Genomic DNA, 21,404 nt, shown 5'->3' on the forward strand with positions numbered 1-21,404 from the left:
AAAGGAAGTCAGCGATGCTCACGAATGCCCTTACCGGTGTGCCGCGCACGCTGGCTCTTTTTGCCGTGCTGACCGCGGCCGTCGTTGCGGCCGGTTGCGCCGCGACGCGCAGTTCGGTCGTCGTTACCCGGACTGGCGGCAGCTATACGCCGGCTGGTGCGCCTCACACCGCGCCGCCACCGGGCGGCAGCTACCAGGTAGTGAAGGGCGACACGCTCTACAGCATCGCGTTCCGCAATCGTGTCGATTTCCGCGAGCTGGCCAGCTGGAACGGCATCGATTCCTCGTACACCATCTGGCCCGGACAGACGCTACGGTTGTCGCCGCCGGGTGGTGATCATGCGAAGGCCGCCCCGGGCAATGCGATTGCGATCGCCGCGGCGACGCGTTCGCCCTCGCAGCCTTCGACGCCCGCGCCGCCGCCTGCCCATACGGCGCCGACACCTCCGCCAGTCCAGAACGTTGCCCAGGTGCCGCCGCCGGTATCGTCCGTGCCAGCACCCGCGACGACGACGAATACACCTGTCGTGGTGGCCGGCAAGCCCGCCGAATCCGTCGTACCGCCTCCGGCGGCGCCGAACGCACCGGCGTCGGCCCCGCCGCCGCCCGTGGTCAATCCGCCGGCCGAGACGCCGATCGTCGCCAGCGGCGCGAGTCGTTCGGCGGGCGGTATCGCCTGGCGCTGGCCGGCGGACGGCACGCTGATCAAGAAATTCTCATCGGGCGATGCCATTCCCGGCATCGAAATCGCGGGCAAGTCGGGCGATCCGGTCCGTTCCGCCGCCGACGGCGTCGTGGTCTATAGCGGCAATGGTCTGGTGGGTTATGGCGAGCTGGTCATCATCAAGCACAGCGACAGTTTCCTGTCCGCTTATGGGCACAACCGGAAGCGTCTGGTGAAGGAAGGCGAGAAGGTAAAGGCCGGCCAGAGCGTGGCGGAAATGGGCTCCAGCGGCGCGAGCCGCGACGAACTCCAGTTCCAGATCCGGCGCGACGGCAATCCGGTCGATCCGCTGCAATACCTGCCACCGCAGCGCTGAGAGATACGGGTCGCCGGGCGTCAGCCTGCGGCCAATCGTCGCGCCTCGTAGGCCTGTAGATGGGTCCAGGCGATAGCGAGCAGGGAAGCCGGCACACCGGCGGCGCGGGCGCGACGCAGCATATCGCCGACGATATGCGCGCCTTCGATGCGCTGGCCGGATTCCAGATCCCGCAACATCGACGCGGTAAGCGGCGAGCCCGGCTGGGTCGTGGCTCCGATCGCCATCTCCCGCGCCTGCGCCGGCACGGGGTGACCCGCCGCCGTCGCCACGCCGGAGCATTCGGCATACAGGTCGAGCATGAACTGACGACCGTCGTCGGTGCCGACGATCGTGCCGACGCTGGCGCGGAACAGGCACGTGGCCGCCGCGAGCGTCGTCAGGAAACTGAACTTGGTCCAGAGCGCGCCATCGATATCGGGCGTATGCGTGTGCTCCACGCCAGCCTTCGCGAAGGCGGCGGCGATGGCTTCGCAGCGCACGCGCTGCTCGCCTGCCTGTCGTTCGCCAAAGGTGACGGAGGCGGGCGTGCCAAGGTGCAGTACTTCGCCCTTCGGCCCTTTCATGGCGCTGATGATGCACATCCCACCGATGATCCGTTCCGCGCCGAAGCGCTGGTCCAGTAGCGGGTAGTGGGCCAGTCCGTTGAGGATCGGCAGCAACATCGTCGCCGGACCCATGGCGGGCGCGACGGCATCGATGGCGGTGTCCAGGTCGTAGGCCTTGCATGCGAGCAGGATCACGTCGAACGGGGCTTCCCCGGCGACGTTTTCCGCGAGGACGTGACGCACCGGGAAGGTTGCATCCCCAAGGGGACTGCGAATGACCAGGCCGTCGGCATCCAGCTCGGCGGCTCGCGCCGGCCGGACAAGGAACGTGACATCCGCACCCGCCTGGGCCAGTCGCCCACCGAAATACCCGCCGGTACCGCCAGCGCCAAGGACAAGGATACGCATCGGGCTCACTCCGGAAGGATGAAGGCGGCAAGCACGCGACGGCCTTCGCCGGCGAGCAGGCTATAAGTGCGGGCGGCCGAGCCGTTGGTCATCACTTCGATGCCGATACCGCGGCGCAGAAAGGCCGCCATGATTTCGGCGGACGGAAAGATCTGCCGTTCGCCGGTACCCAGAAGCACCACCTCCGGCTTGAGCTCGGCGATGGCGTCCACCTGGGCCAGGGTCATGGCTTTGGCGTCGGTAACGCCCCAGTCCTCGACCACGCGTTCAGGCGTCAGCAGGACGCTGGCGTGGAAATCGCGGTCGACGATGGTGACCGTATCGACACCGACACGGCGTACGAAAAGGTAGTCACCAGGGTGTTCGAACGACAGTTCCATGGGCGGATCAGCGTGGCAGGGCCAGCTTCGGGTCCTGTTCGTTCCGGCGGAACAGGACGACGACATGGCCGATCTGCTGGACGGCTTCGGCGCCCGTGCCATCGATAAGGAACCCGATCTGGGCTTCGCGTTCTTCGCGATCGCCGCCGGAAAGCTTAACTTTCACCAGTTCGTGGTGGTCGAGCGCCAGCGCCAGTTCTTTCGCGACGGCCTCCGTGGCACCCTTGTTACCCAAAAGGATGACGGGGCTCAGGTCGTGGGCAAGGCTGCGCAGGTAGCGGCGCTGGGTAGGGGAGAGCGACATTGCGTTCAGGTTCGATTCGCGGCTTCGATGCGGCAAAGGGTATCATGCGAGACTCTGTCTCCCTATCTGTGGCTCATTGAATGGCGCGCAGCAAAAGTAGTTCCCGCTGGCTCAAGGAACACTTCGACGACCCTTACGTCAAACGCGCCCAGGCGGAAGGGCTGCGTTCGCGCGCCATTTTCAAGCTCGAGGAACTGATCGAACGCGACAAGCTGATCAAGCCCGGCATGACCGTCGTCGACCTTGGCGCGGCTCCCGGTGGCTGGTCGCAGTTGGCTCGCCAGCGCATGGGCGAGTCCTCCGGCAAGGTCATCGCGTTGGACATCCTTCCCATGGTTGGCCTTTCGGGTGTCGACTTCATGCAGGGCGATTTTCGTGAAGAATCGGTCCTGCGGGAGCTCGAAGCCATGCTCGGCGGCGAGAAGGTCGATCTTGTGCTGTCCGATATGGCCCCCAATATGAGCGGTGTGGCTCTGGCCGATCAGATCCGCGCCATGGACCTTTGCGACCTGGCTCTCGACTTCAGCCGTCAGTGGCTGAAGCCGGGTGGCTCGTTCCTGGTCAAGCTGTTCCAGGGCGTCGGTTTCGACGACTATCTGAAAACCTTGCGTGCGGACTTCTCGCGCGTGACGATGCGTAAACCGAAGGCCTCACGTGCCCGTTCACCTGAGGTCTATGCGCTGGCTACGGGTTTGAAACCCGGGAGCCGGCAACAAGGCGAGAACCGCGCATGAACGAGATGGCAAAAAATCTGTTGCTCTGGCTGATTATCGCGGTCGTGCTCCTGACTGTGTTCCAGACCTTCAATCCGCATGGCAGTTCGGCGCAGGACATGTCCTACACGAACTTCACGCAGCAGGTGGACAACGGCAACGTTGCCACCAGCACAATCACTTCCACCGCGCCGCCGACCATCACCGGCAAGCTGAAGGATGGGTCGACCTATCGCACCGTGGTGCCGATGGTGGGTCTTTCCAGCAGCGAGCTCGTGAAGCAGCTGCGCGACAAGGGCGCCGATGTGCGTCAGGAGCCAGCCGATAACGGCTTCTCGCTGCTTGGTCTTCTGATCAACTGGCTGCCGATCATCATCTTCGTCGCGGTCCTGATCTGGTTCATGCGCCAGATGCAGGCGGGCTCCGGTGGCCGTGGTGCCATGAGCTTCGGTCGTTCCCGTGCCAAGTTGCAGGGCGAAGATCAGGTCAAGGTCAACTTCACCGACGTCGCGGGTTGCGACGAGGCGAAAGAAGAAGTCGGCGAGCTGGTCGAATTCCTGCGCGATCCGGGCAAGTTCCAGAAGCTGGGCGGCAAGATTCCGCGCGGCGTCCTGATGGTCGGTCCGCCGGGTACCGGTAAGACGCTGCTCGCCAAGGCAATCGCCGGCGAGGCGAAGGTGCCGTTCTTCTCGATCTCCGGTTCCGACTTCGTCGAAATGTTCGTGGGCGTCGGCGCCAGCCGCGTACGCGACATGTTCGAACAGGCGAAGAAGCACGCGCCCTGCATCATCTTCATCGACGAGATCGACGCCGTCGGTCGCCATCGCGGCGCCGGCATGGGCGGCGGTCACGACGAGCGCGAGCAGACACTGAACCAGTTGCTGGTCGAGATGGACGGCTTCGAGGGTACCGAGGGCGTGATCGTCATCGCGGCGACCAACCGTCCCGACGTGCTCGATCCGGCGCTCCTGCGTCCGGGCCGTTTCGATCGTCAGGTCGTCGTCGGCCTGCCGGATGTCAAGGGTCGCGAGCAGATCCTCAAGGTGCACATGCGCAAGGTGCCGACCGCGACCGACGTGGAGGCGATGGTCATCGCGCGCGGTACGCCCGGTTTCTCCGGCGCCGATCTGGCCAACCTCGTCAACGAGGCTGCGCTGTTCGCCGCACGCGAGAACGCACGCGAAGTGCGCATGAGCCACCTGGACCGCGCACGCGACAAGATACTCATGGGTTCGGAGCGCCGCTCGATGGCGATGAGCGAGGAAGAGAAGCGTCTCACCGCCTATCACGAAGCCGGTCACGCGATCATCGGCCGCCTCGTGCCCGAGCACGATCCCGTCTACAAGGTCACGATCATTCCGCGCGGTCGCGCGCTGGGCGTCACCATGTACCTGCCGGAAGGCGATCGCTACAGCATCAACAAGGTCGCGATCGAATCGCAGCTGTGCTCGTTGTATGGCGGTCGTGTCGCCGAGGAGATCATCTTCGGTCACGACAAGGTTACGACGGGCGCATCGAACGATATCGAGCGCGCTACGAAGATGGCACGCAACATGGCGACGAAGTGGGGTCTTTCGGACGAACTCGGTCCGGTGACCTACGGCGAAGAGGAAGACGAGGTCTTCATCGGCCGCTCCGTGACGCAGCACAAGAGCGTGTCCAACGAGACCGCGCGCAAGATCGACGAGGTGGTGCGCACGATCCTCGATCGCGCGTACGCGCGCAGCAAGGAGCTGCTGACGTCGAATATCGACAAGCTGCACAAAATGGCCGACGCGCTGCTGCTGTACGAAACCATCGATGCGCGCCAGATCGACGACATCATGAACAACCGCGAGCCGGGTCCGCCGGCCGACTGGCAGAAGCCTGGCTCGACGCCGCCACCGCCTCCGCGTGGCGATGCGGGCTCGGCACCGGACAAGGTGGGAAATCCCGCGACGCAGCTGTAGGCATCGCGTTAGGAGGGAAGAGGCGGCCACTGGCCGCCTTTTTCTTTTCCAGCAGACCATGGAGGGAATAGGTGGTCTGCGGTTGCTTGTTCGGACGTCTATTCGACGTCCTCTGGACCATCCGGTACACGAATGTGAAATATTTTTGCAGAAAAGTGTTGACGCCCACCCTCTATATCTGAATAATTCCGCTTCTCGATTCAACGCCAACGCACGAAGGTGCAGCGGCAGCGAATCAGACAGTTTAGTGTGCGCCCGTAGCTCAGTTGGATAGAGTACCAGGCTACGAACTTGGTGGTCGGGAGTTCGAATCTCTCCGGGCGCACCATTTACAAGCACGGTTCGATGCGGTTGATCGGATCGGTTTTCGAAAGACGAGAGTCTTCCCGGAAACAAGCGGTAGTTGAAAGTGTGGTGTGTTCATTACGGATTGACGGGCTTGAGCTTGACCCGTAACATTTGAAAGCTTCGGTCAGTGCTAGCGCCGATCGGGATTTTAAGGTAACGGGGTATAGCTCAGTCTGGTAGAGCGCCAGCTTTGGGAGCTGGATGTCGGGGGTTCGAATCCCTCTGCCCCGACCAGTCGGCGTTCTGCGTACAGTGCTTTGCGCCTGTAGCTCAATCGGATAGAGCATCGGCCTTCTAAGCCGACGGTTGCAGGTTCGATTCCTGTCGGGCGCGCCAGATGTCGTTTTATGGTGGGCGTAGCTCAGCTGGTTAGAGTACCGGATTGTGATTCCGGATGTCGTGGGTTCGAGTCCCATCGTCCACCCCACTTACAATGTGCTTCACGTTTCAAGGGCCGTTAGCTCAGTTGGTAGAGCAGTTGACTCTTAATCAATTGGTCGAAAGTTCGAATCTTTCACGGCCCACCAATTAGAAGGGACCCAGGTAAACCCTGGGTCCCTTTTTCTTTGCGCCGAGGTCAGGTTGCAACCGGACTGCCGCGATTCATCGTTCAAAAACGTCAGGATGGCGATCGGCCGTTTTCCGGCTTGAGCAAGTCTTGCGTGGCAACGATGGGTGGCCGCTGGCGTAATTGCCATTATCCGGCCCTTTTGGGGTGGATGTTGCGTTCGCGCCGCTTGTACAGGGCGCGCGCGACGCCTAAAATGGAGCGCTTTCGTCCAAGGGAATCATTCACTTGGACGAGGATCGAGGGGATGCGAAAGACGCCTCTCGAGCGTTGCGAGAGTGGCGGAATTGGTAGACGCACCAGATTTAGGTTCTGGCGGGGTAACCCGTGGGGGTTCGAGTCCCCCCTTTCGCACCATAAATTTTTACATTTCGGGTATTGGCGGCAATAGTCGCCTTCGCGCCACAAACTGGCGGTTCAGGAGAGGTCATGCAGGTTTCGGTTGAGAATGTCGGCAAGCTCGGACGCAAGCTCACGGTGAAAATCCCCGCCGAGCGCCTCGATGCGCAGGTCGGCGAGCGGTTTGCGGAAATGAGCCGCACAGTGCGCCTGAAGGGTTTCCGTCCGGGTAAGGTGCCGCTCAACGTCCTGAAGCAGCGCTTCGGTCAGCAGGTCCACGGCGAGGCCCTTTCGGACCTCATCGGCAGCACGCTGCGCGAAGCCGTCGAGAAGGAAAACCTTCGCCCGATCGCCAACCCGTCGGTGGAAACCACGGGCCAGGCCGAAAACGGCGAAATCGCCTATACGGCCAGCTTCGAGATCATGCCGGAGTTCCCGGAGATCGACGTCGCCGCGCTCGAGATCGCCCGCCCGAAGGCGACGGTCGAAGACGCCGACATCGACAAGATGATCGAGACCCTGCGCATGCAGCGTCGCAGCTTCGACGTCGTCGATCGCAAGTCGAAAGACGGCGATTTCGTGATGTTCGAATATGCCGCCGAAACCGACGGCTACCGCTTCCCGGCCGAAGGCCTGGAGCGCGCGGGCAGCGTCCTCGGCTCGGGTACGCTGTTCAAGGCGCTGGACGAGGCCCTGGCTGGCCGTAGCGCGGACGAAGACCTGGTTCAGGACGTCGCGTTCCCGGAAGATTTCCGTAACGCGGACCTCGCCGGCAAGACCGCCAAGGTCACGTTCAAGATCGTCAAGGTGCAGGAACCCAATCTGCCGGCTATCGATGCCGACTTCGTGAAGACCTTCGGCGTCGCCGATGGCGATTTGGAGACCTTCCGCAAGGAAGTCCGTGCCAACCTCGAGCGCGAGCTCAAGGCAACGCTCATGGCTCGCCTGAAGGCCGAAGTCGCCGAAAAGCTGGCTGACGCGCACGCGGCGCTGGACGTACCCGAATTGATGGTTCAGGCTGAAGCCCAGAGCCTTGCCGCCAGCAACATGCCGCGCGGCCAGCAGCCTCCGGCCGAATTCGTGGCCCAGGCCGAGCCGGTCGCTCGCAAGCGCGTCGCCGCCGCTCTTCTGATGGGCGAAATCGCCCGTAAGAACGAGATCCGCGTCGATCGCAAGCGCATGGCTGAAATGCTCACCGCGATTGCTTCGACCTATGAAGAACCGGAAAAGGTCATTGAACTCTATAACGGCGATCCCCAACTGATGTCGGGACTGCAGAATCGCGTCATGGAAGATCAGGTAGCGGAATGGGTGGCGGATCATGCAAAGTCCACCGACCAGAACCTGAGTTTTGACGAGGTGATGCGTCCGATCGGCGGTTGATTCCGTCGGTTCTTCCCATCACAGGGCCCCATCCCCAGGAGAGAGTGACATGTCCATGGCTCCGATCCAGAACCTCAACTTGGTGCCCATCGTTGTCGAGCAAACCTCGCGCGGCGAGCGTTCGTACGACATTTACTCACGCCTTCTCAAGGAGCGCGTGATCTTCCTGGTCGGCCCGGTCGACGACTACATGGCTAATGTGGTCGTCGCCCAGTTGCTGTTCCTCGAGTCCGAAAATCCGGACAAGGACATCAATCTGTACATCAACAGCCCCGGCGGTTCGGTAACCGCGGGTCTGGCGATCTACGACACGATGCAGTTCCTGAAGCCGGACGTCAGCACCATGTGCATTGGCCAGGCGGCCAGCATGGGTGCGCTTCTGCTTTCGGCGGGCGCGGCGGGCAAGCGTTATTCGCTTCCGCACTCCCGCATCATGATCCACCAGCCCTGGGCTGGCGGTATCTCGGGGCAGGCGACGGACATCGAAATTCATGCCCGTGAAATTCTCACGATGCGTGAGCGACTGAACGCCATTCTTGCCAACCACACCGGTAAGCCGGTCGAAGACATTGCCCGGGACACCGAGCGCGACCGTTTCATGAGCGGCGCCGAGGCCCAGGCATACGGAATTATCGACTCCGTACTCGACAAGCGTCCGGTCGACACCGTCCGTTCCGCTTGACACTTTTCGCTTTGCAATCCGGTACTTCGCCCCTGAACACCAGGGGCGGAGTGCTGTGCTATTCTCAAAGCGCGTCTAGATTGACAGTAGGGCCTACAGCATGAGCGACGAGCGGCAGGGCCGTTCCAACGACAGCGGCAAAATTCTTTACTGCTCTTTCTGCGGAAAGAGCCAGCACGAAGTGCGCAAGCTGATTGCGGGTCCCAGCGTATTCATCTGCGATGAATGCGTTGAACTGTGCAACGACATCATCCGTGAAGAGCTCGAGGAAAAGGCGGCTTCCGGCCGTACCCAGCTTCCGAAGCCGCGCGAGATCATGGAAGCCCTCGACCAGTACGTCGTGGGGCAGACCCGTGCGAAGAAAGCCTTGTCGGTGGCGGTGTACAACCACTACAAGCGTATCGAATCACGACAGAAGAGCGACGACGTCGAACTCGGCAAGTCGAACATCCTCCTGATCGGTCCGACCGGTTCGGGCAAGACGTTGCTCGCGGAAACGCTGGCACGCCTGCTCAATGTACCGTTCACCATCGCGGATGCCACGACGCTGACCGAAGCCGGCTACGTTGGCGAAGATGTCGAGAACATCATCCAGAAGCTTCTGCAGAAGTGCGATTACGACGTCGAAAAGGCGCAGAACGGTATCGTCTATATCGACGAAATCGACAAGATCTCGCGTAAGAGCGAGAACCCGTCGATCACCCGCGATGTGTCCGGCGAAGGCGTGCAGCAGGCGCTGTTGAAGCTCATCGAAGGTACGCTCGCATCGGTGCCTCCGCAGGGCGGTCGCAAGCATCCGCAGCAGGAATTCCTGCAGGTGGACACGCGCAACATCCTGTTTATCTGCGGCGGCGCATTCGCGGGTCTGGAAAAAGTCATCCAGCAGCGTTCCGAGACCACCGGTATCGGTTTCGGCGCGGAAGTGCGCAGCAAGGAACGTACGGAAAACGTCGGCAAGCTTCTTTCGGAAGTCGAGCCGGCCGATCTGGTGCGTTTCGGTCTCATCCCCGAGTTCGTGGGTCGTCTGCCCGTCGTGGCGACGCTCGACGAGCTGGACGAAGCCGCGCTGGTGCAGATCCTGACCGAGCCGAAGAACGCGGTGACAAAGCAGTTCAAGAAGCTGTTCGACATGGAAGGCGCCGAACTGGAATTCCGTCCGGAAGCCCTGGCGGCCATCGCAAAACGCGCGCTCAAGCGTAAGACCGGCGCCCGTGGACTGCGTACCATTCTCGAACAGGTGCTGCTCGACACGATGTTCGAACTGCCATCGCTGGAGCATGTCAGCAAAGTGGTCGTCGACGACGCCGTCATCGACGGTCAGGCAGAGCCCTACCTCATCTACCGCGGAAACCTGCAGCAGCAGCGTGTCGCGGGCGAAGGCGGGGACGCAGCCTGATCGATCTCCTGGCTGTCGCGTGAATGAACGGCCCCGGCGCTTCACGGCTCCGGGGCCTTTTGTTTTAAGCGCGACCCTTTGTTGGTGGCGGCGCACTTGATGCGCTTCTCGCCAGCCACCACTTGACGTCTATGCGGCCCCGGCGCAGTGTCGGGGCGAGCCCCATCATTCCCCAGGAATTAAATACACATGGCGAAGAACCGGCCTGTTACGTCGAGCGCCAACGAACTGGATCTGCTGCCCGTGCTGCCATTGCGCGACGTGGTGGTCTATCCGCACATGGTTATTCCTCTCTTCGTCGGGCGCGACAAGTCCATGCGTGCGCTCGAGCAGGCGATGGAAGGCGAACGTCAGATTCTTCTGGTGGCACAGAAGAGCCCGGATATCGACGATCCCGCCGTGGCCGACCTGCATCAGGTCGGCACGCTTGCCGGTGTTCTCCAGTTGCTGAAGTTGCCCGATGGCACCGTCAAGGTGCTTGTCGAAGGGCAGGCGCGCGTCGCGATCGATTCCTATGTCGACGAGGGCGGCATGCTCAGCGGCAAGGCGCATGTCGTCGAACCCGAGTATTCCAGCAACGAGCGCGAGCTCGACGTCGTTTCGCGTTCGCTTGTTTCGTTGTTCGAACAGCTGGTGAAGCAGAGCCGCAAGCTCCCTCCGGAAATCCTTGCGACGCTTTCGGGCATCGACGATCCGTCGCGTCTGGCCGATTCCATCGCCGCGCATCTTTCCGTGCGCATGGCCGATAAGCAGAAAGTGCTGGAAACCGCGGACGTCGGCCAGCGCCTTGAGCTTCTCATCGGGCTGGTCGACGGCGAGATGGACTTGCAGCAGGTCGAGAAGCGCATCCGCGGCCGCGTGAAGTCGCAGATGGAGAAGAGCCAGCGCGAGTACTACCTCAACGAACAGATGAAGGCCATCCAGAAGGAGCTCGGAGAGGGCGAGGACGGCACGAACGAAGTCGAAGAGCTGCAGAAGAAGATCGAAGCCGCGGGCATGCCCAAGGCGGTGCTCGCGAAGGCTCGTCAGGAATTCAACAAGCTCAAGCAGATGTCGCCGATGTCGGCGGAAGCCACGGTCGTGCGTAACTACCTCGATTGGGTGGTGGGTGTGCCGTGGAAGAAGCGCAGCAAGGTTCGCAAGGATCTCGCGCTTGCCCAGGAAGTGCTCGACGCCGATCACTTCGGTCTGGAGAAGGTCAAGGATCGCATCCTTGAATACCTCGCGGTCCAGCAACGTGTGAACACGATGAAGGGTCCGATCCTCTGCCTCGTCGGCCCGCCCGGCGTGGGTAAGACGTCGCTCGGCCAGTCCATCGCGAAAGCGACGAACCGCAAGTTCGTTCGCATGAGTCTGGGTGGCGTACGCGACGAAGCCGAGATCCGCGGACATCGCCGCACGTATATCGGTTCGATGCCCGGTCGCATCGTGCAGAACCTCACCAAGGTCGGCACCAAGAACCCGCTGTTCGTCCTGGACGAAATCGACAAGATGTCCATGGATTTCCGTGGCGATCCGTCGTCGGCGCTGCTCGAAGTCCTCGATCCGGAACAGAACAACGCATTCAACGATCACTATCTCGAAGTCGATCTCGATCTTTCCGAAGTGATGTGGATCGCGACCGCGAATTCCCTGAACATTCCGGGGCCGCTGCTCGATCGCATGGAGGTCATTCGTATCCCCGGTTACACCGAGGACGAGAAGCTCGCCATCGCGCAGAAATATCTGCTCGCCAAGCAGCTGAAAGCGAACGGTCTCAACCCGGACGAACTATCCATCGCGGCGGATGCCGTTCGCGACATCGTGCGTTACTACACGCGCGAATCGGGTGTGCGTAACCTCGAGCGCGAGATCTCGAAAATCTGCCGCAAGGTGGTGAAGGAGATCGCGCTGGGCACGGTGCCGGCGCACGCGAAAGCGAAGACCAAGGCGAAGAAGGCTGTCGCCGCGAAGGGCAAGGCGGTCGCTCCCGCCAGCGTCAAGGTCGATTCGTCGAATCTCGATCACTACCTCGGCGTGCGCCGTTTCGACTTCGGTCGTGCGGAACTGCAGAACGAAGTCGGTCTGGTGACGGGCCTTGCGTGGACCCAGGTGGGTGGCGATCTGCTCAGCATCGAAGCCTCCATCGTGCCGGGCAAGGGTCGCCTCGTGCACACCGGTCAGCTCGGCGATGTAATGAAAGAGTCGATCCAGGCCGCGCTCAGCGTGGTACGTGCCCGTGCCGACGCGCTGGGTATCGATCCGGAGTTCCATCAGAAGTTCGATATCCATATCCATGTGCCCGAAGGCGCCACGCCGAAGGACGGTCCGAGTGCGGGTATCGCCATGTGCACCGCTCTGGTGTCGGCGCTGACCAAGGTGCCGGTGCGTTCCGAAGTCGCGATGACGGGCGAGATCACGTTGCGTGGTCGCGTGCTGCCGATCGGCGGTCTGAAGGAGAAGCTGCTCGCGGCACATCGCGGTGGCATCACCACGGTCATCATTCCTGACGAGAACAGGAAAGATCTTGTCGACATTCCGGAAAACATCACCGGATCGTTGAGCATTCATCCCGTGCGCTGGATCGACGAGGTGCTCGATCTGGCCCTGGAGCGTCCCCTGAGCCCGAACGCCCCCGTCGAGGGCGGCGAGAAGGCCGAGGTGGCGCGCGAAGAGAAGGCGGGCGAAGGGAAAGGCTCACCCTCGGTGAGACACTGATCGATTCGTACGACGTTCGCAATCGGGGCGCAGTGACCTGCGTCCCGATTATTTTTTCCGTGCGTGGTGCATTGCGCCATTAACCGTTTTTCCCGTTGCCCGCAAGGGCCATTGTTCTATGCATGCGGGCTGAAAGCCTTGGTATTGCTCGTATTGCGATGGTCGGAGGGCACTGGTATAAAGACGGCACCGCAATCGCACCGTATCGCAACGGTACATATCAGATAGCGGGGTCGGGCATGTGGCAAAACGTTTGTCCGACCTGATGTCTTCTTGCCCCAGACCGAATCATGCGGGCCGAATCACTGTTTAAGGGAGTCTCACATAATGAATAAAAACGATCTCATCACTGCCATCGCCGAAGGCTCCGAACTGACCAAGGCCAACGCTGCCAAGGCTCTCGAAGCCTTCCTCGAAATAGTGAAGACCACCCTGCACAAGGGCGAAGAGGTTTCGCTCATTGGCTTCGGTACGTTCACTGTCCGCAAGCGCGCCGAGCGTACGGGCCGCAACCCGCGCACGAACGAAGAGATCAAGATCAAGGCGTCCAAGGTTCCGGCATTCAAGCCTGGTAAGGCGTTCAAGGATCACCTAAACTAATCCGCTTTCCCGTTAGCGGGTGCTTAGCTCAGCGGTAGAGCGTCGCCCTTACACGGCGCTGGTCGGGGGTTCGATCCCCTCAGCACCCACCAACGGATCGCGGAGTGGTAGTTCAGTCGGTTAGAATGCTGGCCTGTCACGCCGGAGGTCGCGGGTTCGAGTCCCGTCCACTCCGCCATAGTCTGCAAAGGCGCCCGCGTGGCGCCTTTGTTTTGTCTTCGCCGTCGTTATCCGCGATGGCATGAACTGCGAGTCGCATCATGCTGCAAGCACTGCGTAACAAGCTGTCCGGATGGCCCTCGATCCTGGTGCTCGGCGTCTGCGTATTCGCCGTCGCCTTCTTCGGCATCGAGTCCTATTTCATGAACCGGGTCGACACCTTTGTCGCGAAGGTCGGAAAGCACGAGATTTCTCAGCAGGACTTGCAGAACGCGTTGAACGACGCGCGTCAGCGCGCCGCACAGACACCCAACTCGCCTTATTCGCCGGCCGACTTCGAGAAGCCGGAAGTGAAGCGTCAGGTGCTCGACAGCCTGATCAACCAGGCGGTTCTCCGCCAGGCGGGCACCGATCTCGGCCTGGTCGTGACCGACCAGCGCGTACGCGACACCATCGCCGGCGATCCCGGCTTCCAGGTGGACGGTGCATTCAAACCTGAAATCTACCGCGCGGTGCTGGCCAACCAGGGCCTGACGCCGACGGGTTACGAGACGAAGATCCGCAATTCCCTCGAAGTGAACCTGCTGCCGGGCGTCATCTCCTCGACGACCATCGTCACCGATGCCGACCTGGATGCCTATTTCCGTATCGCCGGTCAGAAGCGCGACCTGCGTTACGTCGAACTGCCGCGTCCCGCGCTGACCGATGCCACGGTCGCCGACGCCGACCTCGACGCGTTCTACAAAGCCCATATCGCCGACTACACCACGCCGGAACAGGTGTCGGTGAAGTATCTCGAAGTGAAGGGTGCCGACCTCAAGATCGGTGAGCCCAGCGATATCCAGCTCCACGAATTCTTCGAGAAAGAAAAGCAGCGTTACGCGCAGCCCGAGCAGCGCGAGGTGTCGCACATCCTGATCAATGTGCCGAAGAACGCCACGCCGGAACAGCAGAAGATCGCGCTCGAGAAGGCGCAGAAAATCGCAGCGGAAGCCACGCCGGAAAACTTCGCGAAGCTTGCGCAGGAGAACTCCGAGGATCTGGGTTCGAAGCGTTTGGGCGGCGACCTGGGCTGGCTGGAAAAGGGCGTGGCCAATGCCGCGTTCGATACCGCGCTGTTCTCGATGCAGAAAAACGAAATCTCCAAGCCCGTGCTGTCGCCGGACGAGGGTTACCACATCATCTGGCTTCGCGATTCGCGCAGCGGTAACGCCAAGCCGTTCGAGGAAGTACGCGGTCAGCTTGCCGCCGACTGGGCGAAGAGCGAGCGCGCGCGTCTTTACAACGAACGTGCCGGTCAGCTGGCCGATTCGGCCGAACGCAATCCGGGTTCGCTCGAGCCGACCGCCAAGGAACTCGGTCTGACCATTCAAACCTCGCCGATGTTCGGGCGGACGGGGGGAGAAGGCGTTGCCGCCGACCCGAAGTTCGCCGCCGCCGCATTCGCCGACGACGTACTCGCGCAAGGCAACAACTCCTCGCTGATCCAGGTGTCGTCGGACGATGCGATCGTCCTGCATCTGGCGCAGCATGTTCCCGCCACGCCGAAGGCGCTCGCGGACGTGCGCGATGCGGTGCGTCAGCGCATCCTCGACGAGCGCGTCGACGCACAGGCGAAGAAGCACGCCGACGAACTTCTCGCCGCGCTGCAGAAGGGCGGCGACGTCACGGCGCTGGCCAAGGCACCGGTCAAGACCATCGCCGGTATCGACCGTCGCAATCGCACCAGCGCCGCCGAGCTTCCGCCGGCGGTCGTCGCCCAGGTCTTCCTCGCGCCGCGCCCGATCGACGGTAAGCCGAATTGGACGGTTGTTGCCACGGGTAACGGTGCGTATGCGCTGCTGGCCGTCGACAAAGTGGTCGATGGCGATCCGGCACAGGTTGAGAAGACCCAGCGTGACGCTGTGCGTGGCCAGATGATGGATCTGTTAGCTTATGCCGCTACGCTCGATTACATCGAAGCGTTGAAGGCCAAGGCCGACGTGAAGATCTCCGAAGACCGGATGTAAGCGGGTCCGGCAAGACAAAAAAAACCGCCCACCCGGGCGGTTTTTTTTGCTCTTTTGTAGGAGCCCGCTTGCGGGCGAAAGCCAACAGGGCGGTGAAGGTGTGGTTTGCATCCGTGGCCAGACGATCGGGCTCGCGGCCGTGAGTATCAGGCTTCCTCGCCCTGTTGGCTTTCGCTCGCAAGCGAGCTCCTACAAAAATCACGAGTCCTGCCGGGAATCAGCCTGCCGTCGCCATACCCATGATGTTGAACCCGCAATCCACGTAGGTGATCTCACCCGTGACGCCCGATGCCAGATCGGAGCAAAGGAACGCGGCAACATTGCCCACTTCTTCCTGCGTGACGTTACGGCGCAACGGCGCGAGTTCTTCGACCGTCTTCAGAATCTTGCCGAAACCGCCGACACCCGAGGCAGCCAGCGTCTTGATCGGACCGGCGGAGATCGCATTGACGCGCGTGGTTTCGCGACCGAGGTTGTACGCAAGGTAGCGAACGTTCGCCTCGAGACTGGCCTTGGCCAGGCCCATCACGTTGTAGCCGGACAGCGCGCGTTCTGCGCCGAGGTAGCTGAGCGTCAGAATGGCGCCATTGCGATTGGCCATCATCGGACGGGACGCCTTCGCCAGTGCGGCGAGGCTGTAACTGGAGACGTCGTGCGCGATAGAGAAATTCTCGCGCGTGAGGTTATCCAGGAATTCGCCCTGCAGCGCTTCGCGCGGTGAAAACCCGACGGAATGGATCAGGATGTCGAAACCGTCCCAGTGCTTGCCCAACTGGGTAAAGACGTCGGCGATCTGTGCATCGTCGGAGACGTCGCAGGGCAGCACGATATTCGAGCCGAATTCGTTGGCGGCTTCATCGACGCGGTCTTTCAGGCGATCGTTCTGGTACGTGAAGGCAAGTTGCGCGCCTTCGCGATGCATCGCCTCGGCGATGCCCCAGGCAATCGATCGCTTGCTGGCGATGCCGACAATAAGGGCACGCTTGCCGTGCAGGAATCCCATGCGTCCTCCAAGGTAATGAGTGCGCGCCTCGGGCGCGCGACGGCGCAAAGTGTAGAGCGTTACCTTGTGCCTTTCACGCAAACAATCGTTTGGTTTTTCGTGGCTTATCGCGCCGCGGCCAGACGCAGGACCTGACCTGGCTTCACGTTCTGCGAATGCAGATCGTTCCACTGCATCAGCTGCTTCACGCTGACCGAATGGCGACGAGCGATCGTCCAGAGGGACTCGCCCGAACCAACGCGATGCGTCGCGGGCGCCTTGTCGTTGTTGCCGGACTTGCTCGCTACGATTTTCTTCGCGGCCTTGGTTTCAGCTGCTTCAGCTGCCGGTTTGTCCGCAACCACCTCGTCGGGCGTGTCGTCGCCGCTGGTATCCGCCTGCCGGTACTGCTCGGCGGCGGAGCGGGGCAGCAACATCGACGAGGCAATGGTGCCGCTGGTGGTGCGATACGCCGGATTGAATCCGCGCAGGTCGTTCATCGACAGGCCCGAGCGACGAGCGGCAGTGGCGAGCGACTGCGGATTGTTGACCTGCACCACTTGCAGCGCATCGTCGGAACTCTGCGCAGGCAGGCTGACGTTGAACTTCGCCGGATCGCGCACGACGCACGCGATCGCCATCAGTTTCACCAGATGTTCCCTGGTGACCTTCTTCATAGGCATGCGTGGAATCGCCGGATCGGCCGGCGGCGTGCCGTGCGCGTCGAGCTTGTTCTTCAGCCCGAACTCGCCGGCGTTATAAGCAATGTCGACGAGACGCCAGTCGCCCAGGTCGTCGTAGTAACGCCGCATCATCGTCATGACCGCTTCGGTCGATGCCGTGATATCCAGGCGCTGGTCGTAATTCTTTTCCACACGCAGGCCGAGCGTGCGTGCCGTCTGCGGCATGATCTGCCACATGCCGGCCGGCATGTTCTTTCCGCCAGGTACATGGCGATATTGACTTTCCACCCACGGAAGCAGGGCAAATTCGCCGGCCACGCTGTGCTGCACCGCAGACTTGTGTGCGTACACGATCAGCGGCAGCACTTCGTTGACCTGCTGTTCGAAGCGGGCAGGCGAGCGTGTATAGGTATGGGCCCATTCCATCACGGCGGGATCGGCACTGCAGCCGGGCAGTGCGAAGCTGTCGCGCATGCCCGACCAGAAATCGGCGGGCTGTGCCGGACGCAGCATCTTCGGCGTGACATCGACATCCGCGACCACCGGTTCCGGCGCTTTAACCTGGAGTGCGGGTGCGGGGCGATGCGGGACGCCGGCACAGGCAGTGAGTACACAGGGAACAAGCAAGCCAAGAAGGCGGTGGCGCGGCGTCGGGATCATGATCGGAAGTGGTCCTTGGCGGCGCGCAATGCCGCGAATCGGTCGGTACGCGTGGCGGCGATGCCTTGGGCGTCGGCCCATCTGGCCAGTGCGTCGCTATCCACTCTCAGGAACGGATTGGCGGCCAGTTCGCTCGCCAGCGTGCCAGGCACACTGGGGCGACCTTTTGCCCGAAGTTCGTCGACTTCCGCGCTGCGGCGACGCAGGGCTTGGTTGTCCGGATCGACCGTGAGCGCGAAGCGTGCGTTCGCGGCCGTGTATTCGTGGGCGCAGCAGACCAGGGTTTCGGCGGGCAGGGCGGACAGCAGGCCCAGCGAATGCGCCATCTGCTCCGGGGTGCCTTCGAACAGGCGGCCGCAGCCCAGGCTGAAAAGCGTGTCGCCGCAGAACAGGAAACCTTCTCCGGCGTAAGCGATATGGCTGGAGGTGTGGCCGGGAACGGCGATCACCCGGAAGCGTGCCGAAGGTTCGCTCAGCACGACCTCCTCGCCGTCTTCGACCCGGTTCGATGCGTAGGGGATGCGGGTGTCGAACGGCGCGAAGACGTCGACATCGTGCTCGCGCACGAGATCGAAGACGCCGCCGATATGGTCGTTGTGGTGGTGCGTCAGCAGGATATGGCGAAGCGTCCAACCGCGTTCCGCCAGCGCCGCTTCCACGGGCGCCGACTCGCCGGGGTCCACGACGAGCGCATTACCTGCGTCGTCCGCGGCCAGCCAGATGTAGTTGTCGGCCAGGGCCGGTACGGGTAGCAGTTGCAATCTTGCACTCCGGTGCATCGGGTGGGCGAGGAGCATCCGCTTATCGCCAGCCTGTGAAGCCCATGGACCGGGGCGCCGGCCGTCGAGGTGGCCGGACTATATCAGCCGGGTATATCCCTATCGTTAGTGAGTTGTTAACGGTGCACGGCACCCCTTGGGGCCACTACACTGGGCCCAATGCATGCCCGGTCCGACCCATCCATGCCGCAATTCGAACAGGACATCTACGCCAGCGCGCCCCTGAAGGCCCTGCTGGCAGACGAAGCGGTGGCGCTTGCCCCCGTGCTCGCACGCTGTACGGGCGAGCATGGCCTGCATCTGGGGCCCGGCGCCCCCGCCGAGCCGCCCGCGCTGCCCTTGCTGGGACACTGGGCGTCGCTGCGCGTGCAGGGCGGGCGTCTGGACGGCGACGTGACCGGCAGCGGCCTCGAGCCCCTGCCGTTCCTGGACGATGCATTCGGCGTCGTCATGCTGCGTCACGCGCTGGAGGTCAGCGCCCGGCCGGAGGCCTTACTCGACGAGGCCATCCGGGTGCTGGAGCCGGGCGGCACCCTCGCCATCACCGGTATCCATCCCCTGGGCGCGTGGTCGCCCTGGCTGGTCTGGCAAACGCGCACGGCGCGACCGCATCTGACCTGGCCCTGGTGGTGGCGTCAGCGGCTGGCGGGCGAAGACATGGAGCTGTCGCCGCAGCGGCGCATCGGCCACGCCCTGCCGCGCGACCACGCATCGCGCGTGGGCGAATCGCCTTTCGGTGGCGGCTACGTCGTCATAGCGCGCAAGAAACGTCCGTCGACGGTACCCTTACGCCCCCGTCCGGTAGCGGTGCCTTCGCCCATGCCGGGTACTCTCGCCTCAGGCGCGCGTCGCAACGCGCGTTGATCCACAGGAAAGACACGATCCATGACCGACGCAGTAGAAGCTTTTACCGATGGCGCATGCCTGGGCAATCCCGGTCCCGGTGGATGGGCGGCGCTGTTGCGCAAGGGCGGCGTCGAAAAACTGCTATCCGGTGGCGAAGCCGATACCACCAATAACCGCATGGAAATGATGGCGGCCATTTCGGCGCTGGAGGCGCTTACCCGTCACTGCGCCGTGCACCTGCTTACCGATTCGCGCTACGTCATTCAGGGCGTGGAGGAATGGGTGCCGAAGTGGCGCAAGAACGGCTGGAAAACCGCCGACAAAAAGCCGGTGAAGAATCAGGACCTGTGGATTCGTCTGGACGCCGCCGCGGCCGCGCATACGGTTACGTGGGAATGGGTCAAGGGCCATAACGGTCACGTGGAAAACGAGCGCGTCGACGTCGCCGCGCGCGACCAGGCCATCGCTTATAAGACGACGGGCAGGGCGGCATGAGGCAGATCGTTCTCGATACGGAAACCACCGGCCTCGAAGCCCACCTGGGCCATCGCATCATCGAAATCGGCGCGGTCGAGATGGTCGGACGCCGGCCGAGCGGCCGTACGTTCCATACCTATCTCAATCCCGAGCGCGCCATTGACGAAGGCGCGCGCGCCGTCACGGGTATCGAGGATGAATTCCTCCTCGACAAGCCGTTCTTCAAGGATGTCGTCGACGACTTCATCGCCTTCATCGACGGCGCGGAACTCATCATTCACAACGCCAGCTTCGACGTCGGCTTCCTCGATGCCGAACTGAAGCGCGTTGGCGAGTCTTACGGCCGCATCCGCGACCACGCCAGCGTGCTCGATACCCTGAAGATGGCGCGCGAGCGCTTCCCGGGGCAGCGCAACAGCCTGGATGCGCTATGTAAGCGACTGGGCGTGGACAACACGCATCGCGACCTACACGGCGGCCTGCTCGATGCCCAGCTGCTGGCGGATGTCTATATCGCGATGACGACCGGCCAGGTCGCCCTCGACCTGGCTTTCGACGCGGACGCAAACGACAGCGGCGCCTCCGCGCTGGCGGATATCGAGATCAGGGCGCGTCCGCGCGTGCTTAGGGCCAGCGACGAAGAACAGGCCGCGCATCAGGCGCGACTCGACGCGCTGGACAAGGCTGCGGGCGGCACCAGTGTCTGGCGTCGTATGGAATCGGAAAATCAGGAATCCGTGCAGGCCTGATCAGTCGGCCGCGCGCACCAGGATAGCGGTGATGTTGTCCCGCGCCTGGCCGCCCAGGGCCTCCAGCAGCAGGTGATCCACGCACTCCTGCGCTGCGAGGTCCGTGCGGGCGACGATTTCGCCCAGCCGCGCGTCGCTCACTTCCTCGGTCAGCCCATCGGTGCACAGCAGTAGCCGCATACCCGGCTGCAATTCGCCGCGCGCAAGTCCGATATGCAACTGCCCCGGCGCGGTGATGCCCAACGCCTGGGTCAGCACATTGCGCTGGGGATGGGTGCGCGCCTGCGCCTCAGTCAGTTCGCCGGCTTCGACCAGCGCCTCGACCAATGAGTGATCGTGCGAAAGCTGCTCCAGCGCACCGTTCCAGCGATAAATGCGACTGTCGCCGACCCACGCGGCTTCGAACGACGTCGGTCCGATGCGGATAGCGGCGATCGTCGTGCCCATGGGGCGCATCTCGGTCAGGCCCTGCGAGCGCTCGATCAGCTGCTCGTTCACCAGCCGGATCGCGTCAGCCAGCGACTGGCCGCCGCTTACCTGTTCGACCACGCCATCGCGAGCGGTGGCGGAAGCGACCTCACCGTGCCGATGGCCACCCATGCCGTCCACGACGAGGAATAGCCCGAGCGAGGCGTCCGCATAGTACGTATCTTCGTTGCGCGTGCGCCGAAGCCCTGCATGCGTGCCGTGTCCGAACTCGATCAT

19 protein-coding genes and 8 tRNA genes are annotated in these 21,404 nt (G+C 62.6%); 20 read left to right on the forward strand and 7 right to left on the reverse strand.

Annotation, left to right across the window (positions count from 1 at the left end):
* The first annotated feature begins 14 nt into the window (after window positions 1-14).
* Window positions 15-1,040, forward strand: a complete 1,026-nt coding sequence (locus tag EC912_RS01750) for a peptidoglycan DD-metalloendopeptidase family protein (protein ID WP_132141424.1) — start codon at window positions 15-17, stop codon at window positions 1,038-1,040.
* Window positions 1,041-1,060: 20 nt separating this feature from the next.
* Here the strand turns inward: EC912_RS01750 and panE are convergent, their stop codons facing one another.
* From panE to yhbY, 3 genes are read right to left on the reverse strand one after another with little or no spacing between them, the layout of a single operon-like run.
* The gene (gene panE, locus EC912_RS01755) at window positions 1,061-1,996 is read right to left on the reverse strand and encodes a 2-dehydropantoate 2-reductase (RefSeq protein ID WP_132141425.1); all 936 of its coding nucleotides are present in this window, start codon (window positions 1,994-1,996) and stop codon (window positions 1,061-1,063) included.
* Window positions 1,997-2,001: 5 nt separating this feature from the next.
* Entirely contained in the window at window positions 2,002-2,376 is a 375-nt protein-coding gene (locus EC912_RS01760; protein WP_132141426.1) for an Mth938-like domain-containing protein, read from the reverse strand.
* 7 nt (window positions 2,377-2,383) lie between these two features.
* Window positions 2,384-2,680: a ribosome assembly RNA-binding protein YhbY gene (gene yhbY, locus EC912_RS01765; protein ID WP_132141427.1), complete on the reverse strand. Its 297-nt coding sequence runs from the start codon at window positions 2,678-2,680 to the stop codon at window positions 2,384-2,386.
* An 80-nt stretch (window positions 2,681-2,760) separates the two neighbouring features.
* On the opposite strand from yhbY, the gene rlmE reads away from it, so the two are divergent.
* The 16 genes from rlmE (at window position 2,761) to EC912_RS01845 (ending at window position 15,523) form a co-directional block, all read left to right on the forward strand.
* On the forward strand, window positions 2,761-3,414 hold the full coding sequence (gene rlmE / locus EC912_RS01770) for a 23S rRNA (uridine(2552)-2'-O)-methyltransferase RlmE (RefSeq protein WP_132141428.1): 654 nt from the start codon (window positions 2,761-2,763) through the stop codon (window positions 3,412-3,414).
* Complete coding sequence (gene ftsH / locus EC912_RS01775; protein ID WP_207906744.1) at window positions 3,411-5,342, forward strand: ATP-dependent zinc metalloprotease FtsH; 1,932 nt, start codon at window positions 3,411-3,413, stop codon at window positions 5,340-5,342. Before rlmE ends, ftsH begins: the two co-directional genes overlap by 4 nt.
* A 251-nt stretch (window positions 5,343-5,593) precedes the next feature.
* Window positions 5,594-5,670: transfer RNA gene (locus EC912_RS01780), tRNA-Arg, on the forward strand.
* Window positions 5,671-5,847: 177 nt separating this feature from the next.
* A tRNA-Pro gene (locus tag EC912_RS01785) sits at window positions 5,848-5,924 on the forward strand.
* A 25-nt stretch (window positions 5,925-5,949) separates the two neighbouring features.
* Window positions 5,950-6,026: transfer RNA gene (locus tag EC912_RS01790), tRNA-Arg, on the forward strand.
* A gap of 14 nt (window positions 6,027-6,040) precedes the next feature.
* Window positions 6,041-6,117: transfer RNA gene (locus tag EC912_RS01795), tRNA-His, on the forward strand.
* A gap of 24 nt (window positions 6,118-6,141) precedes the next feature.
* Window positions 6,142-6,217, forward strand: a tRNA-Lys gene (locus EC912_RS01800).
* 313 nt (window positions 6,218-6,530) lie between these two features.
* A tRNA-Leu gene (locus EC912_RS01805) sits at window positions 6,531-6,615 on the forward strand.
* Between the two features lie 72 nt (window positions 6,616-6,687).
* Complete coding sequence (tig, locus tag EC912_RS01810; protein WP_132141429.1) at window positions 6,688-7,980, forward strand: trigger factor; 1,293 nt, start codon at window positions 6,688-6,690, stop codon at window positions 7,978-7,980.
* A 55-nt stretch (window positions 7,981-8,035) separates the two neighbouring features.
* Window positions 8,036-8,662: an ATP-dependent Clp endopeptidase proteolytic subunit ClpP gene (gene clpP / locus EC912_RS01815; protein WP_132141864.1), complete on the forward strand. Its 627-nt coding sequence runs from the start codon at window positions 8,036-8,038 to the stop codon at window positions 8,660-8,662.
* Between the two features lie 100 nt (window positions 8,663-8,762).
* The gene (clpX, locus tag EC912_RS01820) at window positions 8,763-10,058 is read left to right on the forward strand and encodes an ATP-dependent Clp protease ATP-binding subunit ClpX (protein ID WP_132141430.1); all 1,296 of its coding nucleotides are present in this window, start codon (window positions 8,763-8,765) and stop codon (window positions 10,056-10,058) included.
* A gap of 189 nt (window positions 10,059-10,247) precedes the next feature.
* Entirely contained in the window at window positions 10,248-12,755 is a 2,508-nt protein-coding gene (gene lon / locus EC912_RS01825; protein ID WP_132141431.1) for an endopeptidase La, read from the forward strand.
* A 327-nt stretch (window positions 12,756-13,082) separates the two neighbouring features.
* Window positions 13,083-13,355: an HU family DNA-binding protein gene (locus EC912_RS01830; protein WP_132141432.1), complete on the forward strand. Its 273-nt coding sequence runs from the start codon at window positions 13,083-13,085 to the stop codon at window positions 13,353-13,355.
* Window positions 13,356-13,372: 17 nt separating this feature from the next.
* Window positions 13,373-13,447, forward strand: a tRNA-Val gene (locus tag EC912_RS01835).
* 9 nt (window positions 13,448-13,456) lie between these two features.
* Window positions 13,457-13,533: transfer RNA gene (locus EC912_RS01840), tRNA-Asp, on the forward strand.
* 82 nt (window positions 13,534-13,615) lie between these two features.
* On the forward strand, window positions 13,616-15,523 hold the full coding sequence (locus EC912_RS01845; RefSeq protein WP_132141433.1) for a SurA N-terminal domain-containing protein: 1,908 nt from the start codon (window positions 13,616-13,618) through the stop codon (window positions 15,521-15,523).
* A 217-nt stretch (window positions 15,524-15,740) separates the two neighbouring features.
* On the opposite strand, the gene EC912_RS01850 is transcribed toward EC912_RS01845, so the two are convergent.
* From EC912_RS01850 to gloB, 3 genes are all read right to left on the reverse strand, one after another.
* Entirely contained in the window at window positions 15,741-16,526 is a 786-nt protein-coding gene (locus EC912_RS01850; protein ID WP_132141434.1) for an enoyl-ACP reductase FabI, read from the reverse strand.
* A gap of 104 nt (window positions 16,527-16,630) precedes the next feature.
* The gene (locus EC912_RS01855) at window positions 16,631-17,848 is read right to left on the reverse strand and encodes a transglycosylase SLT domain-containing protein (protein ID WP_165973465.1); all 1,218 of its coding nucleotides are present in this window, start codon (window positions 17,846-17,848) and stop codon (window positions 16,631-16,633) included.
* The gene (gene gloB / locus EC912_RS01860; protein WP_132141436.1) at window positions 17,845-18,609 is read right to left on the reverse strand and encodes a hydroxyacylglutathione hydrolase; all 765 of its coding nucleotides are present in this window, start codon (window positions 18,607-18,609) and stop codon (window positions 17,845-17,847) included. Before gloB ends, EC912_RS01855 begins: the two co-directional genes overlap by 4 nt.
* 201 nt (window positions 18,610-18,810) lie before the next feature.
* On the opposite strand from gloB, the gene EC912_RS01865 reads away from it, so the two are divergent.
* The 3 genes from EC912_RS01865 to dnaQ are packed head-to-tail and all read left to right on the forward strand — an operon-like array spanning window position 18,811 to window position 20,699.
* The gene (locus tag EC912_RS01865) at window positions 18,811-19,491 is read left to right on the forward strand and encodes a methyltransferase domain-containing protein (RefSeq protein WP_132141437.1); all 681 of its coding nucleotides are present in this window, start codon (window positions 18,811-18,813) and stop codon (window positions 19,489-19,491) included.
* A gap of 21 nt (window positions 19,492-19,512) precedes the next feature.
* Window positions 19,513-19,968: a ribonuclease HI gene (gene rnhA / locus EC912_RS01870; protein ID WP_132141438.1), complete on the forward strand. Its 456-nt coding sequence runs from the start codon at window positions 19,513-19,515 to the stop codon at window positions 19,966-19,968.
* Window positions 19,965-20,699, forward strand: coding sequence for a DNA polymerase III subunit epsilon (gene dnaQ / locus EC912_RS01875; RefSeq protein WP_132141439.1), 735 nt, complete (start codon window positions 19,965-19,967; stop codon window positions 20,697-20,699). Before rnhA ends, dnaQ begins: the two co-directional genes overlap by 4 nt.
* Here the strand turns inward: dnaQ and EC912_RS01880 are convergent, their stop codons facing one another.
* Window positions 20,700-21,404: a PP2C family protein-serine/threonine phosphatase gene (locus EC912_RS01880; protein WP_132141865.1), complete on the reverse strand. Its 705-nt coding sequence runs from the start codon at window positions 21,402-21,404 to the stop codon at window positions 20,700-20,702.

It is taken from the genome of Luteibacter rhizovicinus, assembly GCF_004342265.1.
Lineage (GTDB): Bacteria > Pseudomonadota > Gammaproteobacteria > Xanthomonadales > Rhodanobacteraceae > Luteibacter > Luteibacter rhizovicinus_B.